The following is a 15,493-nucleotide window of genomic DNA, read 5'->3' as shown; positions in this document are numbered from 1 at the left end:
CCCCGAGCTCTTCCACTCTTAGTTCGTTGGCTGCGTCTGTTTTGTATACGCGACCGGTTCCACCCCCTCTGGTATACGGCCCCCGCGGCGCGCAACTGCCGGGCCCCGCTGGGGGGTTCGGCGCGGGGGGCCGCCCGGCCGGAATCGGGCGGCCCGCCGCACCGGGTACTTCCCCGGACGGGAGCCTAGCCGCCGCCGGAACGGAATGCCAGGGGCACGATTGAGTCAAGGTCAGGAAAAGACAACTCAATTCGGCTCCATCACAGGGGTATTGGACGGTGCTATCGCGGGTTGGCATCATCCGCGCACGCACCGGGTTGCCCGAAGCTCTGGGGACACCACCCGTTGACCAGGTGTTCCCCCGGGCCGGCCCCCAACCGGCCACGTCACCTCAGGAATCGGAGCCCCCACATGAAGCGATCCGTGCTGTCCGCCACCCTCGGCCTCGCCCTCGCGGCCGGCCTCGCCGTCCTGCCCACCACGGCCGCCGCCGCGGCCCCGGCCGCCCCGGCCGTGCAGGGCTACACCGCCTCGACGTACGCCGGCTCGGCCGCGGAGGCCGCGAACAACCAGGCCTTCTTCCAGGCCGTGATGGCCTCCGCCAAGGCCAAGCAGGCCGCCAACCCGGGCCTGGCGACCGTCACCGTCACCTACGACGCCAGCTCCGCCCCGTCCTTCCGCAACCAGATATCCCAGGCCGCGCAGATCTGGAACGGTTCGGTCGCCAACGTCCAGCTGCGGTCCGGCTCGGCCGCCGACTTCCGCTACTACGAGGGCAACGACAGCCGCGGCTCCTACGCCAGCACCGACGGCCACGGGCGCGGCTACGTCTTCCTCGACTACCAGCAGAACCAGCAGTACAGCTCGGTGCGCGTGGTGGCGCACGAGACCGGGCACGTGCTCGGCCTGCCGGACCACTACTCCGGTCCGTGCAGCGAGCTGATGTCGGGCGGCGGCCCCGGCACCTCCTGCACCAACCCGTACCCGAACAGCGCCGAGCGCACCCGCGTCAACTCGCTCTGGGTGCGCGGCTGACGCGAGCGGTGAACGCCCCGGACCGGCCGCGCCGAGGCGGCCGGTCCGGGGCACCGCCGTGTCGGGGAGGCGTCCGGGCCGGCGCTGCTGCCGGGCGTCGCCGGATGCCGGGAGCCGGGTGTCGTCGGAACCGGGTGTCGTCGCCGCCGGGCGTCGTCGCTGCCGGGTGTTGTCGGTGCCGCGTGCGAGCATGCGGGCGAGACCCCTCCGCCCCCCGACCGCCAGGAGCCACCGCCATGTCCCGTGCCGTCCCCGACCGGCTCGCCGACCTCCCGTACGCCGAGCTGCTGCGCCCGCACACCGGGCCGCTGCGCAGCGACGAGCGGTACGACACCGCGCACTTCGACGGGGGCGAGCACACCGACGAGTCGGGTGCCGGGGCGGCCTTCCTGGAGTGCGCCTTCACCGGTGTCGCGCTCAGCGGGGTCAAGCTGCGCCAGGCCCGGTTCAACGAGGTGTGGGTGCAGGCCGGCCGCTGGGTCGCCTGCGACCTGAGCGACTCCGAGTGGCAGGACAGCTCCTTCGCGGGCGGGGTGCTCGCCGGGGTCGCCGGGTACGGCTCGGCGCTGCGCCGGGTGGTGTTCCGGGGCTGCAAGCTGGAGGCGGTCAACCTGCGCTCGGCGGTCCTGCGGGACGTCGTGTTCGAGGACTGCCTGCTGCGCGACGTGGACTTCGGCGGGGCGAAGCTGACCGGGGTGTCCTTCCCCGGCTCGACGCTGGAGGAGGTCCGGCTGCGCGGCGCGACGCTGAGCCGGACGGACCTGCGCGGCGCCGTCCGGCTCGGTCTGGCCGACGGCCACCAGGGGCTGCGCGGCGCGGTCATCAGCTCCCCCCAACTGATGGAGCTGGCACCGCAGTTCGCTCACGCGCTGGGGATCGAGGTCAAGGACCGCTGAGCACCCGGCCCCCTTCGCCCGTTCAGCCGGGCGTCGCTCGGTGACGCCCCGACGAACAGTCCGCCAATCCTGCCGCACGCATCTGGTGGGCCGCTTCGCGCGCGGTGGAGACTGCTGCGCGATCGAGTGAGCTCCGACTTGTGTACACAACATCGCCAGCGAAGGGACGGGCCGGACTGATGGCCGAGTTGAGTCGTAGGAAGTTCGTCACGCTGTCCGGTGCCGCCGCGGCGGGCCTCGCGGTGGCCGGCACCGGTGCCGCCGCGGGGGCCGCCCCGGGCGGCACGGCCGCGACCGCCGCCACCACCGGGCTCGGCACGACCGGCACCATCACCGACGCCCAGCACGTGGTGATCCTGATGCAGGAGAACCGCAGCTTCGACCACTACTTCGGCACACTGCGCGGCGTGCGCGGCTTCGCCGACCGCAGCGCAATCCAGATATCCGGCGGCTACAGCGTCTTCAACCAGCCCAACGGCCTGTTCGGCCGCCAGTACCCGTGGCAGTTCAGCCAGACCAAGCCGGCCGGCGGCGCCGACCCCGAGCGCCTCGCCCAGTGCAACGGGGACCTCAGCCACGGCTGGTCCGACCAGCACAAGGCCTGGAACGGCGGGAAGCTGGACTCCTGGGTCGCCGCCAAGGGCAACGTCCGCACGCTCGGCTTCCTGACCCGCCAGGACATCCCGTTCCACTACGCGCTGGCCGAGAACTGGACCATCTGCGACGCCTACCACTGCTCCGTGCTGAGCGCGACCGGCCCCAACCGCACCTACCACTGGTCCGGCCAGATCGACCCGTCCGGCGCCGCGGGCGGCCCCGCCTACGACGGCGGCGACGAGAAGGGCCTGCGCTGGCAGACCTACGCCGAGGCGCTGGAGACGGCGGGCGTCAGCTGGAAGGTCTACCAGAACGCCGCCGACAACTACGGCGACAACGCCCTGGCGTACTTCACCAACTTCACCGGCGCCCCGGCCGGCAGCCCGCTGGCGGTCAAGGGCATGGGCTCGGTGCCCAAGGTCACCGGGAGGACCCCGGACGACATCGCCGCCGCGATCAAGGCCGACGTGCTGGCCGGCACCCTCCCGCAGGTCTCCTGGATCGTCGCCGACCAGGCCTCCTCCGAACACCCGTACGCCACCCCGGCCGACGGCGCGCACTTCGTCCACATGGTGATCGACGCGCTCAACGCGGACCCGAACGTCTTCAACTCCACCGTGCTGTTCCTCAACTACGACGAGAACGACGGCTTCTTCGACCACGTCCCGCCGCCGGCCGCCCCGGCCGGCACCCCGGGCGAGTTCTACAACGGCACCAACATCGGCCTCGGCTTCCGCGTCCCGCTGATCGCCGTCTCGCCCTGGACCCGCGGCGGCTGGGTCAACTCCGAGACCTTCGACCACACCTCGGTGCTGCGCTTCCTGGAGGTCTGGACGGCCGCCCTCGGCAAGCCCGCCGCCTGTCCCAACATCAGCGACTGGCGCCGCCGCGTCTGCGGCGACCTGACCAGCGTGTTCGACTTCGCCCACCCGGTGTACGGCCTGCCCGCGCTGCCCGACACCTCGCAGACCATCGGCCTGTCCGCCTGCGGCCCGCTGCCCAACCCGGCCCCGGTGAACAACCAGCTGCCGGTGCAGGAGTCCGGCACCCGGCCCGCGCGCGCCCTGCCGTACCAGCCGAACGCCAACCTGGACCACTGGGACGCCGACGCCGGCGGCGTCATGCACGTCTGGGTGAAGATGTCCAACGACGGCGCCGCCCGGGCCTCCCACTTCGCGGCCTACGCCAACGCCTACCGCAGCGGCGGCCCCTGGCAGTACACCGTCGACTCCGGCAGCCCCGTCACCGACTTCTTCAACTGCGGCACCAACGGCTTCGGCAACGGCAAGTACGACCTGACCGTCGTCGGCCCGAACCGCTTCCTGCGCCGCTTCACCGGCGACCTCACCAAGGCGGGCAGGAACGCGGCCGTCACCGCCTCGTACGCGGTCGAGCCGGGGACGGGGAAGCTCGCGCTCCGGTTCGAGCTGGCCAACTCCGGCAGCACGGCGGTGACCTTCACCATCGCCTCGAACAACTACCGGACGGACGGCCCCTGGACGTACCAGGTCCCGGCCGGCGGCAGCGTCGGCGACTTCTTCAACGCGGTCGCGTACAACAACGGCTGGTACGACTTCACCATCACGGTGGACGCCGACAGCAGCTGGTCCCAGCGCTTCACCGGCCACCTGGAGACGGGTGCGGCGAGCGTCACCGGCTGACCGCCGAACGCACCGGGCGCGGCGCGCTGCGCTGGCCCCGACCACCCACTCCGGGCGGCCGGGGCCCGCGGCAGGGCGGGCCTCAGCTCCAGGGGGAGGCCGGGAACCAGATGTAGCCGAGCCGGCCCAGGATCCGCACGTCCCAGTAGACGACGGTGAAGACCCCGGCGACCAGGAAGGCCGCGGCGGTCAGCACGCTGATCCGGGCGGGCCGGGCCGCCAGCACGCGCCGCAGCCGTCCGCCCGCCGCGTAGGTGAGCAGCACGAACAGCAGCGCCATCACCGCGATGTTGCCGATCGACTGCAGGAGGAACGCGCCGGCGCCGTAGAGCGGGTTGTGGGTGTTGGCGGCGTGCCGGAACAGGTCGCGGAAGAGCGGGTACGGCCGGCCCACCAGGAAGCCGCCGATCAGCGCGCCGACGAGCACCAGCGGGGCGTTCGGGAAACGGCGGGAGAGGCCGGCGAGCGGGTCCCGGACCAGGCCGGCGGCGGCGAGCCCGAGCACGATCATCACGAGCCCGATCAGGCCGAAGGTCGCCATCGACTGGATCGACCGGGGCGTGAGGCCCTTGCTCGCGGCCGTCGAGAACTGCGGCAGGTGGGTGCCGACGAGGCCGACCAGGGCACCGTAGGCGGCGGAGACCGGTGCCATGCCCGCGAAGATCCAGCCCAGCGGCCGGGCCACGTGCAGAAACCTGCCGCGCAGCGACGGAGCCTGTCCGACCAGTGGGCCGACCGCGCCGAAGGCCGCGATGTTGCAGGCGGTGAAGGAACCGGCCAGTCCGGAGACGAACGCGAACAGGATGCCGGAGACCACCCCGGTGATCGGCGTGCCGTGGGCGTCGTGTCCGAGCAGGGCGTCGGCGCTGGTGAAGCCGATCTCGTCGTCGACCAGCTTCGCGTTCCAGGCATAGGCGAGCAGGAGCCCACCGACGGTGCTGAGCAGCAGGGTGAGCCAGCGGCGCCGGGGGAAGTCCCCGGTGACGAACAGCGAGGTGCGGAGGGCGGCGGGGCGCGGGGCGGGCTCGGTCGGCGCGTTCGGCCGACCCGAGGCGAAAGTGCTCATGGCAGTGTCTCTCTTCGACAGGGGACCGGTGCTGGAGCGCTGACATCCTGGCGGTCCCACCGGCCGGACGCTTCTTCCGGCGTGCCCTGTCGAGACGTCACCGGGCGGCGCCGCCCGGTGCTCCGGCCCCCGCTGCTCAGTTCCCGCGGGCGTAGCCGGAGTCGACGATCCGCTTCGCGCCCTCGGCGTAGTAGCCCGGGTCCTCGGGAAGGTCGGTGGCCAGACCGTCGACGTACCGGTTGTACATGCAGAACGCGGCGGCGATCAGCACGGTGTCGTGGATCTCGGTGTCACCGGCGCCGGCCGCGCGGGCGGCCGCCACCGCCTCCTTCGAAACCGGCGCGGCCTGCTTCTGCACCTCCGCCGCGATCCGCAGCAGGGCCCGCATCCGCTCCGTGAGCGGCGCGGCCGAGGGATCGGTCAGGGCCGCCTTCACCAGGTCCTCGCCGCCGTCCAACTGCGCCGCGGCGAAGGCGCTGTGGGAGCCCTCGCAGAAGCGGGTGCCGTTGAGCCGGGAGACGTAGGCGGCGACCAGCTCGCGCTCGCCCCGGCTCATCGGGGCCGGGTCCCGCAGCAGCGCGTTGGCGAGCATCCCCAGCGGGGCCGCGGTGTCCGGGCGCAGCGCCAGCAGCCCGCTGATTCCCGGCTGTCCGTTGTCGATGGTGATGTGCGGCACGGGGCAACTCCCTTGTCCGGGACGGTCGGAGGACGCTCCATCGTCGCGGGTGCCGGGTCCTCGCGCCAACTCCGAGATTGCCCCGGCCCCGGCGGGAGCCGCCCGACCGGTCCGGCCGCTCAGACGAACGGGCCCCGGGGGAACCACGGGTCACGGACCTCGCGGGGGCCGTCCGGGGTGAGCAGGGTGAGGCTGTGGGTGCCGGAGGCGTACTCGGCCAGCTGGACCGAGCCGTGCCGGGTCTCCAGCTCGGCCTGCACGGGGACCGGCAGCTTGGTCAGCGCCCGCCGCAGCTGCAGGGCGTCGCGCCGGCTGATCGGCTGGGGGCAGCGCAGCACCAGCCGCAGCGGGCTGAGCGGTCCGCTCACCGGAACCCCGCTGCCCAGCTCGTAGCCGACCGCGCCGATCGGGCCCCAGGGCAGCCGGTGGTCCGCCACCAGCCGGCCGACCTCCGGCAGCAGGGCCAGCGCCGGGATGCCGGCCAGCCGTTCGGGGGCCAGCCGTTCACGCCGTTCGACGAGCTGCTCGGGCCGCAGCGTCCGGGCCACCGCCGCCCAGGGGGCCAGCGCGTCCATCCGCTGTCCGGGGCGCGGGCCGCGCACGGTGACCGGGAACCACAGTTCGGGCGCCGCCTCCGGGTCCCGGGTGCAGCGCTGCGGGTGCGGGAGGTCCACCGGGTTGCCGACCACGGCGGGTGCCCGGCCGACCGTCACCCAGGGGTGCGCCCGCAGTACCGCCCGCGCCCACGGCGGCAGCTCGCCGCCGGCGAGGGGCCGCAGTGAGCTGGGGCACTGCATCAGCAGCAGGTCGTGCGCGCCGGGCAGCCGGCCGTCCAGCGCGGCCAGCGGGCCGACCCGCCGGCGCGGTCCGTCGTGCGGGTCCTCGGCGGTGCGCCGGGCGTGGCTTCCGGGATGTGCGACGGTCACAGCGGGCTCCAGAGGGTGGCGTCGATTTCGCCGACGGCCCCAATCTGCGCCCGGCCGGGGGCCCGCGGCTACGGTCCTTGGGCGCGTCCACCAGGGACCAAAGGCTCAAGGTGCGCCCGTGGGCACCCGGTGTGAGAGTGGGGGCAGCCCGGTCTTCCGACCTCCCGTCCACCCCGTTTGGAGGAGTCATGGGCATCTTCGACAGGTTGTTCCACCGGCCGCAGCACGAGTCCACCGGGCAGGAGGCCGCCCAGCGCGCCGCCCTCGCCCACGACGAGGCCGCCGACGCGTACGGCAACGACGTCGAGCGGACCCGGGAGCAGCAGGAACGGCTCGCCCAGGAGGAGGACGACCGGCGCGCCGCCGAGAACATGACCGCCGAGGGCGACCCCTGGGGCTGAGCCCGGGGATCACCCCGCACGCGGCGGCAGCGGCGGTCGCCGCAGGTCCGGCCGGGGCGTGGACTCCGGCGGGGGCGCCGCGGCGGGCGCGTCCTCCAGCAGCTCCAGGGCCAGCTGGACGGCCGCGACCAGCTCCGGATGGCGCCCCCGGGCCCAGTCGCGCGGGGTGCGCAGCACGTGCACGTCCGGCTCGACGCCCCGGTTCTCCACCGACCAGCCCAGCCCGCCGCCGAACCAGGAGGCGTTCTTCGGCACCGAGATCTGGGTGCCGTCGCCGAGGGTGTGGCGCCCGCTCATCCCGACCACCCCGCCCCAGGTGCGGGTGCCGATCACCGGGCCGAGCCCGAGCAGCTTGATCGCCGCGATGATCACGTCGCCGTCCGAGCTGGTGGCCTCGTCGGCCAGTGCCACCAGCGGTCCGCGCGGTGCGTGGCGGGGCCAGCGCACCGGTCGGCGGTCCCGGCTGAAGTCCCAGGCCAGGACGGGCCGGGAGAGTTTCTCCAGCACCAGTTCGGAGACGTTGCCGCCGGCGTTGCCGCGGACGTCCAGGACCAGCGCGGGCTTGTCCAGCTCGCGCCGCAGGTCCCGGTTGAACTGTGCCCAGCCGGAGCCGCCGAGGTCCGGGATGTGCAGGTAGCCGCACCGTCCGTCGCTGAACTCCCGCACCAGGGCGCGTCGTCTGGTCACCCAGTCCTGGTAGCGGATGGGCCGCTCGTCGGTCAGCGGGGTGATCACGATCCGCCGCACCGGGCCGTCCGGGCCGCTGCGCAGGGCCAGTTCGAGCGTGCTGCCGCCGGTGCCGGCCAGCAGCGGCAGCGGTCCGCGCAGCGGGTCCACCGGGCGGCCGCCGATCTCCAGGAACTCGTCGCCGTCCCGGACGCCCTGGGCGGCCAGTGGGGCGCGGGCGCGCGGGTCGGAGGTCTCGCCGGGCAGCACCCGGTCGACCAGCCAGCGGCCGTCGGGGGCGTGGCGGGCGTTGGCGCCGAGCAGGCCGAGCGGCTGCTGGGCGAGGGTGGGGCCCTCGGCGCGGCGGGACGGGGTGACGTAGGCGTGCGAGGTGCCGAGTTCGCCGAGGAGTTCGCGCAGCAGGTCGGCGAAGTCGTCGGGGGAGCAGACCCGGTCCAGCAGCGGCTCGTACTGGGCGACCAGCGCGGGCCAGTCCAGGCCGGACATCCGCTCGTCCCAGAACTGGTCCCGGACGATCCGGGCCGCCTCGTGGTAGGCCTGGCGCCACTCGGCGGCCGGGTGCACGGTGTGGGTGATCCGGCGCAGGTCGACGGTGGTCCCGGCGGAGGGGGCGCCGACCGGGATCACCCGCAGCGTCCCGGCCGAGTAGACCGCGATGGAGCCGCCGTCCCCGGAGACCGCGTAGCCGTCCAGCTTGTCGACCACGGTGCTGCGGGTGCCCCGGGCCAGGTCGAAGTGCTCCAGCGAGGGGCGGCCCGAGGTGTCATCCGGGCTGGCGAAGGTCTGGCCGAGGGTGCCGGAGATCGGCCAGCGCAGCCAGACCAGGCCGCCGCGCACCGCGTCGGTGGCCGAGTACTTGGAGGCGATCACCGGGAACTGGAGCAGCCGCTCGCCGATGCCGTCCGGGTCGACCCGGACGGTGCCGTCGCCGTCGTGGTGCGGGGCGCCGTCCTCGGCCGGGGCGGAGAACGGCGAGGGGGTGTCGGCGGCGAGCGGGACGAGGTACGGGCGGCAGCCGAGCGGGAAGGAGAGGTCGCCGGTGTGCACGTCGTGGACCGGGTCGAAGCCGCGCCAGGACAGGAAGGCCAGGTAGCGGCCGTCCCGGGTGAACACCGGCTGCTCGTCCTCGAACCGGCCGTCGGTGACGTCGGTGGTCGAGGAGGGCGCGTCGGTGCGGGTGAGCCGGATGCGGCGCAGTGAACGCCCGGCGACCGGCTCGGACCAGGCGATCCAGTGCGAGTCGGGGGAGAAACGGGCGCTGGAGACCGGCCCGTAGCCGGAGGCGGCCAGTTCGCGCACCTCGCCGTCGGCGGCGCCGACCAGCAGCAGTCGTCCGTCCGAGGTGGTGGCGGCGAGCCGGCTGCCGTCGGGGGAGGCGGTGAGCTCCAGGACGCGGCCGATCCGTCCGGCGGCGAGCACCCGGTGGCGGTGCTTCCGCGGCCCGGCGTGGCCCGGCGGTTCGGCGTGGCCGGGCAGCGGCATCACCTCGATCGCGTCGGCGCCCTCGGCGTCGGTGATCCAGGCCGCCTCGCCGGTGTGTCCGAGTACCACCGGCAGCCGGGTGCGCACCCCGGGGGTGTCGGCGAGCGCGCGGGCCGGGCCGTCCTTGTGGGTGAGCCAGTACTGGCTGCCGCGCACGGTGATCACCCCGGCCCGGCCGGTCTGGTCGCAGGCGAGGTCCTTGACCTGGCTCGCGGCGCCGACCTGGTAGGGGCGGCGGCCGGCCCGGGCGCCGCCGAGCGGGACGTGCAGCCGGCGTGGGGCGGGGGCGTCCAGGCCGTCCAGCAGCCAGAGGTCGCCGGCGTGCTGGTAGACGATCCGGGTGCCGTCGGTGGCGGCCTCGCGGGCGTAGTAGGAGGCGTGGTCGGTGTGGCGGCGCAGGTCGGTGCCGTCGGGGCGGCAGGAGTAGAGGTTGCCGATGCCCTCGTGGTCGGAGAGGAAGGCGATCCGGCCGGCGACCGGCATGGGGGCGGCGAGGTGCCCGGTGTGCTCGGGCAGGATCCGCTCGCCGTCCACCCAGAGCCGGCCGGTGGCGCCGCCCCGGTAGCGCTTCCAGGCGGCGGGCGCGTGCGGGGCGGCGCCGGTGAGCAGCACGGTCCGTTCGTGGCTCATCTGGGCGTCGCCGACCGGTCCCCAGGGCATCCGGCGGCCGGGGGAGCCGTCCGGTGGCAGGGCGTGCGCCCAGGTGTAGTGGCCGAAGGGCTCGTGGTAGGAGGTGACGGCCAGGATCTCGCCGTCCGGCAGCCAGCCGCGCACCCGGGTGTCCTGGCTGCCCCAGAAGCTGAGCCGGCGCGCCCGGCCGCCGTCGACCGGGGCGGTCCACACCTCGGGGGTGAGGCCGAGCCAGCTGGTCCAGGCGAGGGTGGTGCCGTCGGGGGAGATGCGGGGGTCGCTGACCCTGGTGCGGTCGCAGCCGACCCGCCAGGCCCGGCCGGTGCCGGCGCCTTCGGCGTCCAGCGGGGCGATCCAGACGTCGTCCTCGGCGGTGAAGGTGAGCAGGCCGTCGTGCAGGTGGGGGTGGCGGAGGTAGCCGGGCGGGGTCACCCCTCCATCCTTCGACGGGGTGTCACCCCCGGCAACCGGAGAAGCCGGGAACCGGTCTGGACCATTGACACCGCCCGGTCGAATCCACTTCAGTGGTCTAGTCCAACTTGGGTGCCAGGCCGGGCCGTTCCCCCCACTGGCGCGTGCTCCGGCGTGCCCTCGGACGTCCCCCACGACCGCGCCATCGCAGGAGCGCCCGCATGCGCAGAACACCCGTCCCCGGAACCCCGGTCACGAGCCGCCGCGCGGCCGTCGCCGCCGGTACCGCCTCCGCCGTCGCCGCAGCCGCCCTGGTCGGCGCCACACTGGGCCTGGCCCCCGCCGCCTCGGCCGGCGAGTTCCTGGCCAACGGCGGCTTCGAGTCCGGCTCGCTCGGCCCCTGGAGCTGCACCGGCAACTCCGGCAGCGTCGTCACCGGCCCGGTGCACGGCGGCAGCCGCGCGCTCGCCGCGGCCGCCACGGCCGGCGACACCGCCCAGTGCGGCCAGACCGTCACCGTCGCCCCGAACACCACCTACACGCTCAGCGCCTTCGTCAACGGCTCGTACGTCTACCTGGGTGTGGACGGCGGCGGCCCGAGCACCTGGACGCCCGGCACCGGCGGCGCGTACCAGAAGCTCAGCCTCAGCTTCACCACCGGCGCGAGCCAGACCAGCGCCACCGTCTACACCCACGGCTGGTACGGCCAGGGCACCTACTACGCGGACGACATCTCGCTGGACGGCCCGGGCGCGCCCAGCCCGACGCCCACGCCGACACCCACCGCGACCGCCTCGCCGACCGCGACCCCGACCGGGACGCCGACGGGCACCCCGACCGGAACGCCCACCGGAACCCCGACCGGGACCCCCACGGGCACGCCCACCAGCCCGCCCGCCGGCAGCCACACCCTGGTCGGCTACCTGCACGCGAGCTTCGCCAACGGCGCCGGCTACACCCGGATGGCCGACGTCCCGAACTCCTGGGACTTCATCAACCTCTCCTTCGGCGAGCCCACCTCCGTCACCTCCGGCGACATCCGCTTCAACCGCTGCCCGGCCACCGAGTGCCCGGGCGTCGAGTCGGACGACGAGTTCAAGGCCGCCATCGCCGCCAAGCGGGCCCAGGGCAAGAAGGTGCTGATCTCGATCGGCGGCCAGAACGGCCAGGTCCAGCTGACCAGCACCGCCGCCCGGGACACCTTCGTCAGCTCCGTCTCGGCGATCATCGACAAGTGGGGCCTGGACGGCCTGGACATCGACTTCGAGGGGCACTCGCTCTCCCTCAACACCGGTGACACCGACTTCAAGAACCCGACCAGCCCGGTCATCGTCAACCTGATCTCCGCGCTGAAGACCCTCAAGGCCAAGTACGGCCCGGGCTTCGTGCTGACCATGGCGCCGGAGACCTTCTTCGTCCAACTCGGCTACCAGTACTACGGATCGGGCCCCTGGGGCGGCCAGGACCCGCGGGCCGGGGCGTACCTGCCGGTCATCCACGCGCTGCGCGACGACCTCACCCTGCTGCACGTCCAGGACTACAACTCCGGCTCCATCATGGGCCTGGACAACCAGTACCACTCGATGGGCGGCGCCGACTTCCATGTCGCGATGACCGACATGCTGCTCAAGGGCTTCCCGGTGGCGGGCAACACCAGCAACGTGTTCCCGGCGCTGCCCGCCTCCAAGGTCGCCATCGGCATGCCGGCCACCACCAACGCGGGCAACGGCTACGTCGCCCCGGCCGAGGTGAACAAGGCGCTCGACTGCCTGACCAAGCTGGCCAACTGCGGGACGTACGTGCCGCGTTCGGGCGCGCAGCCGAACCTGCGCGGGCTGATGACCTGGTCGATCAACTGGGACCGGTTCGGCGGCCAGGAGTTCTCCAAGAACTTCAACGGCTACTTCGGGCGCTGACCCGGACGCCCGGTAATTCAGACGTTCCGCGGGCCGGACGCCCCGCGGGCCGACGCCTTCGGGGCCATGCTTGAACCTGACACCGGTGTGAGGTCCGAGCATGGCCCCATGGCGACCACACAGCTCACAACCCCGGTACCCCGCAAGCCCTTTCCCCTGTCCGCCCTGCTCGCCCTGGCCACCGCCGTCTTCGTCACCGGTCTCACCGAGAACCTGCCCGCCGGCGTGCTGCCCGGGATGAGCGAGGCGCTCGGGGTCGGCGAGTCTGCGGCCGGGCAGACCGTCACCGTCTACGCGATCGGCTCCGCCGTCACCGCGATCCCGCTCAGCGCGGCCACCGCCGGCTGGGGCCGCAAGCGGCTGCTGCTCTCCGCGATGGCGGGCTTCGCGGTCGCCAACACCGTCACCGCGGTCTCCACCAGCTACCCGCTCACGCTGGCCGCCCGCTTCCTCGCGGGCGTCGCGGCCGGCCTGGCCTGGGCCCTGCTCGCGGGGTACGCGCGCCGGCTGGTGCCGGTCGAGCAGCAGGGCCGGGCCATGGCGGTGGCGATGGCGGGCGTGCCGGTCGCGCTGTCGCTGGGAGTGCCGGTCGGCACTTTCCTGGGGCAGGTGCTCGCCTGGTGGGTGCCCTTCCTGGCCATGACGGCACTGGCGGTCGGCGTGATCGGCTGGATCGCGGCGCTGCTGCCGGACCAGCCCGGGCAGCCGGCCGGTGAGCGGGCACCGGTCCGCGAGGCTCTCGCCGTGCCCGGCGTGCGGCCGGTGCTCACCGTGACGGTGCTCTTCGTGCTCGCGCACACCATCCTGTTCACCTACATCGCGCCCTTCCTGGACCGGGCCGGACTCGGCGGTGCCACCGGCACCGTGCTGCTGGTCTTCGGGCTGGCCTCGCTGGCGAGCGTCTGGCTGATCGGCGCGCACATCCACCGCCGGCTGCGGCAGCTGACGATCGGCGCCGCGCTGCTGGTCGCGCTGACGGCGGCCGTCCTCGCGGTGCGGTCCGGCAGCGCGCCGCCGGTGTACGTCGCGGCGCTGTTCTGGGGCCTGGGCTGGGGCGGCGTCCCGACCCTGCTCCAGACCGCGCTCGGCGACGCGGGCGGGGAGCGGGCGGACGCCGCCCAGGCCGTCCTGGTGACCCTGTGGAACGCGGCGATGGCGGGCGGCGGCGTGGTCGGCGGCCTGGTCCTGAGCGGCCTGGGCACCGGCGCCCTGCCCTGGACGGTGCTCGCGCTGATGCTCCCCGTCCTCGCCATGGCCACCGCCGCCCGCCGCCACGCCTTCCCGCCCCGGCGGGGCGCGGTCTCCGGCCCTAGCGCACCATCAGCCGGTTGACCGCCTCGACCACCTCGGGGGACGCCTTCGCCATGGAGCCCGACGCGTACGGCGGCTGCGGATCGTACTCGATCAGCAGCTGGATCGCCTGCGCGGTCGTGTCCCCGCTGATCACGCCGGCCAGCGTCAGGGCGAGGTCGATCCCGGCCGAGACCCCGGCGGCGACGGCGTACTTGCCGTCGATGACGACCCGCTCCGTCCCGGTCGGCTCCGCCCCGTAGTGGGGCAGCCGGTCCAGGACGCCCCAGTGGCTGGTGGCCCGGCGGCCCTTGAGCAGCCCGGCGGCGCCCAGGATCAGCGAACCGGAGCAGACCGAGGTGGTCCAGGTGGTGGTCGCGTCCACCCGGCGCACCCAGTCGAGCACGGCCCGGTCCGTCAGCCGGGCCTCCGTCCCGGGCCCGCCGGGCACCAGCAGCAGGTCGGCCGAGTCCACCTCGTCCAGGGCGGCGTCCGCGACGAGCGCCAGGCTGCCGACATCGTTGCGCACCGGCCCCCGCTCGGCGGCGGTGAACACCACCTCGGCGCCGGGGATCCGGGACAGCACCTCGTACGGGCCGACCGCGTCCAGGGTGGTGAACTCGGGGTAGAGCAGGATGGCGATGCGCATCAGTGACCTCCGGTGGGTTCGGGTCGGAAGCGGCGTCGGTACTCGGCGGGCGGGGCGGCCAGGGCCCTGACGAAGGCGCGCCGCATCGCCTCCGGGGTGCCGTAGCCGCAGGAGCGCGCGATCTCCTCGATGCCGTCGTCGGTGTCCTCCAGCAGCCGCCGGGCGGCCTCCAGCCGGACCCCGTCCACGTACCGGCCGGGGGTCACCCCCACCTCGGCGGCGAAGGCCCGGGCGAAGTGCCGCGGCGACAGCGCCGCCCGGCCGGCCAACGCCTCGACCGAGAGGTCGGCCTCCGGGTGCTCGGCGATCCACCGCTGCACCTCGCGCAGCGGCTGCCGGGCCGCCACCTGGGCGGCCAGCTGGGTGCTGAACTGGGCCTGGTTGCCCGGCCGGCGCAGGAAGACCACCAGGTGGCGGGCGACCAGCAGGGCCGTTTCGCGCCCGAGGTCCTCCTCCACCAGGGCCAGCGCCAGGTCGATCCCGGCGGTGACCCCGGCCGAGGTGGCGATCCTTCCGTCCCGGACGTGGATCGGGTCCGGGTCCACCTCGACGTCCGGGAACCGCCGGGCCAGTTCCCCGCCGTAGGCCCAGTGGGTGGTCGCCCGGCGCCCGGCCAGCAGTCCGGCCTCGGCGAGCAGGAAGGCGCCGGTGCACACCGACACCACCCGCTCGGCCCGTCCGGCCAGCTCCCGGATCCGTGCCACCAGGGCCGGGTCCACGAGCCGGGTGCCCTCCCCGCCGGGAACCACCAGGGTGTGCACCGGCCCGACCTCGGCCAGGTCCGCGTCCGGCAGCAGCCGCAGTCCGCTGTGGCTGCGCACCGGACCGCCGCCGGGGGAGGCGGTGGTCACCCGGTATGCGTCCGGTTGCCCGCAGGCCGTGCCCGCACCCGCGAACACCTCCAGAGGGCCGGTCACGTCCAGGCTCTGCACGCCCTCGAAGAGGACGATGACCACGCTGCGCGCTCTCATGCGACCAGCCTCCCAACGGGGGGCGGTGGCAGCAATGACCTGCTTCCCACCTTTCCTGCCATCCGTCGCGCGGGCGGAGAGGGGAAACCGCGGGGGCGCAGGCGGGAGTCGCGGGGGCGAGATCGGGAACCGCGCGGGCGGACGCGGAAACGCCGGAAGGCCCTTCGCTCTCGCTAAGGGCCTTCCGGCTGTCTGTGCG

General features: G+C 74.1%; 12 protein-coding genes. 6 read left to right on the top strand and 6 right to left on the bottom strand.

The window, feature by feature from the left end:
• The first annotated feature begins 411 nt into the window (after positions 1 to 411).
• The 3 genes from snpA (at position 412) to ACWGJO_RS09985 (ending at position 4,189) form a co-directional block, all read left to right on the top strand.
• Positions 412 to 1,035, top strand: coding sequence for a snapalysin (gene snpA / locus ACWGJO_RS09995; protein ID WP_359901799.1), 624 nt, complete (start codon positions 412 to 414; stop codon positions 1,033 to 1,035).
• Between the two features lie 236 nt (positions 1,036 to 1,271).
• Complete coding sequence (locus ACWGJO_RS09990) at positions 1,272 to 1,931, top strand: pentapeptide repeat-containing protein (RefSeq protein WP_387691807.1); 660 nt, start codon at positions 1,272 to 1,274, stop codon at positions 1,929 to 1,931.
• A 179-nt stretch (positions 1,932 to 2,110) separates the two neighbouring features.
• Complete coding sequence (locus tag ACWGJO_RS09985) at positions 2,111 to 4,189, top strand: phosphocholine-specific phospholipase C (RefSeq protein WP_452182977.1); 2,079 nt, start codon at positions 2,111 to 2,113, stop codon at positions 4,187 to 4,189.
• Between the two features lie 82 nt (positions 4,190 to 4,271).
• Here ACWGJO_RS09985 and ACWGJO_RS09980 read toward each other — a convergent pair whose 3' ends face one another.
• The 3 genes from ACWGJO_RS09980 to ACWGJO_RS09970 form a co-directional block, all read right to left on the bottom strand.
• Positions 4,272 to 5,255 (bottom strand): hypothetical protein, encoded by a 984-nt coding sequence (locus ACWGJO_RS09980; protein ID WP_452182976.1) that lies wholly within the window; start codon positions 5,253 to 5,255, stop codon positions 4,272 to 4,274.
• Positions 5,256 to 5,391: 136 nt separating this feature from the next.
• Positions 5,392 to 5,931 (bottom strand): carboxymuconolactone decarboxylase family protein, encoded by a 540-nt coding sequence (locus tag ACWGJO_RS09975; RefSeq protein ID WP_359901790.1) that lies wholly within the window; start codon positions 5,929 to 5,931, stop codon positions 5,392 to 5,394.
• Between the two features lie 119 nt (positions 5,932 to 6,050).
• Complete coding sequence (locus ACWGJO_RS09970; RefSeq protein WP_452182975.1) at positions 6,051 to 6,857, bottom strand: phosphoribosyl-dephospho-CoA transferase MdcG domain-containing protein; 807 nt, start codon at positions 6,855 to 6,857, stop codon at positions 6,051 to 6,053.
• 188 nt (positions 6,858 to 7,045) lie between these two features.
• On the opposite strand from ACWGJO_RS09970, the gene ACWGJO_RS09965 reads away from it, so the two are divergent.
• The gene (locus ACWGJO_RS09965) at positions 7,046 to 7,258 is read left to right on the top strand and encodes a hypothetical protein (RefSeq protein ID WP_359901784.1); all 213 of its coding nucleotides are present in this window, start codon (positions 7,046 to 7,048) and stop codon (positions 7,256 to 7,258) included.
• Between the two features lie 9 nt (positions 7,259 to 7,267).
• Here ACWGJO_RS09965 and ACWGJO_RS09960 read toward each other — a convergent pair whose 3' ends face one another.
• Positions 7,268 to 10,489, bottom strand: a complete 3,222-nt coding sequence (locus tag ACWGJO_RS09960; protein WP_452182974.1) for a S41 family peptidase — start codon at positions 10,487 to 10,489, stop codon at positions 7,268 to 7,270.
• A gap of 200 nt (positions 10,490 to 10,689) precedes the next feature.
• Here ACWGJO_RS09960 and ACWGJO_RS09955 point away from each other — a divergent pair, with 200 nt between their 5' ends.
• Positions 10,690 to 12,384 (top strand): chitinase, encoded by a 1,695-nt coding sequence (locus ACWGJO_RS09955; RefSeq protein ID WP_452182973.1) that lies wholly within the window; start codon positions 10,690 to 10,692, stop codon positions 12,382 to 12,384.
• Positions 12,385 to 12,492: 108 nt separating this feature from the next.
• Positions 12,493 to 13,716, top strand: coding sequence for an MFS transporter (locus ACWGJO_RS09950; protein ID WP_452182972.1), 1,224 nt, complete (start codon positions 12,493 to 12,495; stop codon positions 13,714 to 13,716).
• Here the strand turns inward: ACWGJO_RS09950 and ACWGJO_RS09945 are convergent.
• Positions 13,694 to 14,323: a DJ-1/PfpI family protein gene (locus ACWGJO_RS09945; RefSeq protein ID WP_452182971.1), complete on the bottom strand. Its 630-nt coding sequence runs from the start codon at positions 14,321 to 14,323 to the stop codon at positions 13,694 to 13,696. The two genes, ACWGJO_RS09950 and ACWGJO_RS09945, sit on opposite strands and share 23 nt — an antisense overlap.
• Positions 14,323 to 15,294 (bottom strand): GlxA family transcriptional regulator, encoded by a 972-nt coding sequence (locus ACWGJO_RS09940; protein WP_452182970.1) that lies wholly within the window; start codon positions 15,292 to 15,294, stop codon positions 14,323 to 14,325. Before ACWGJO_RS09940 ends, ACWGJO_RS09945 begins: the two co-directional genes overlap by 1 nt.
• Positions 15,295 to 15,493 lie beyond the last annotated feature (199 nt).

The organism is Kitasatospora sp. NPDC054795 (genome assembly GCF_053611565.1).
Note: the sequence above shows the minus strand (reverse complement) of the source record. Positions and strands in the feature narration are given on the sequence as shown.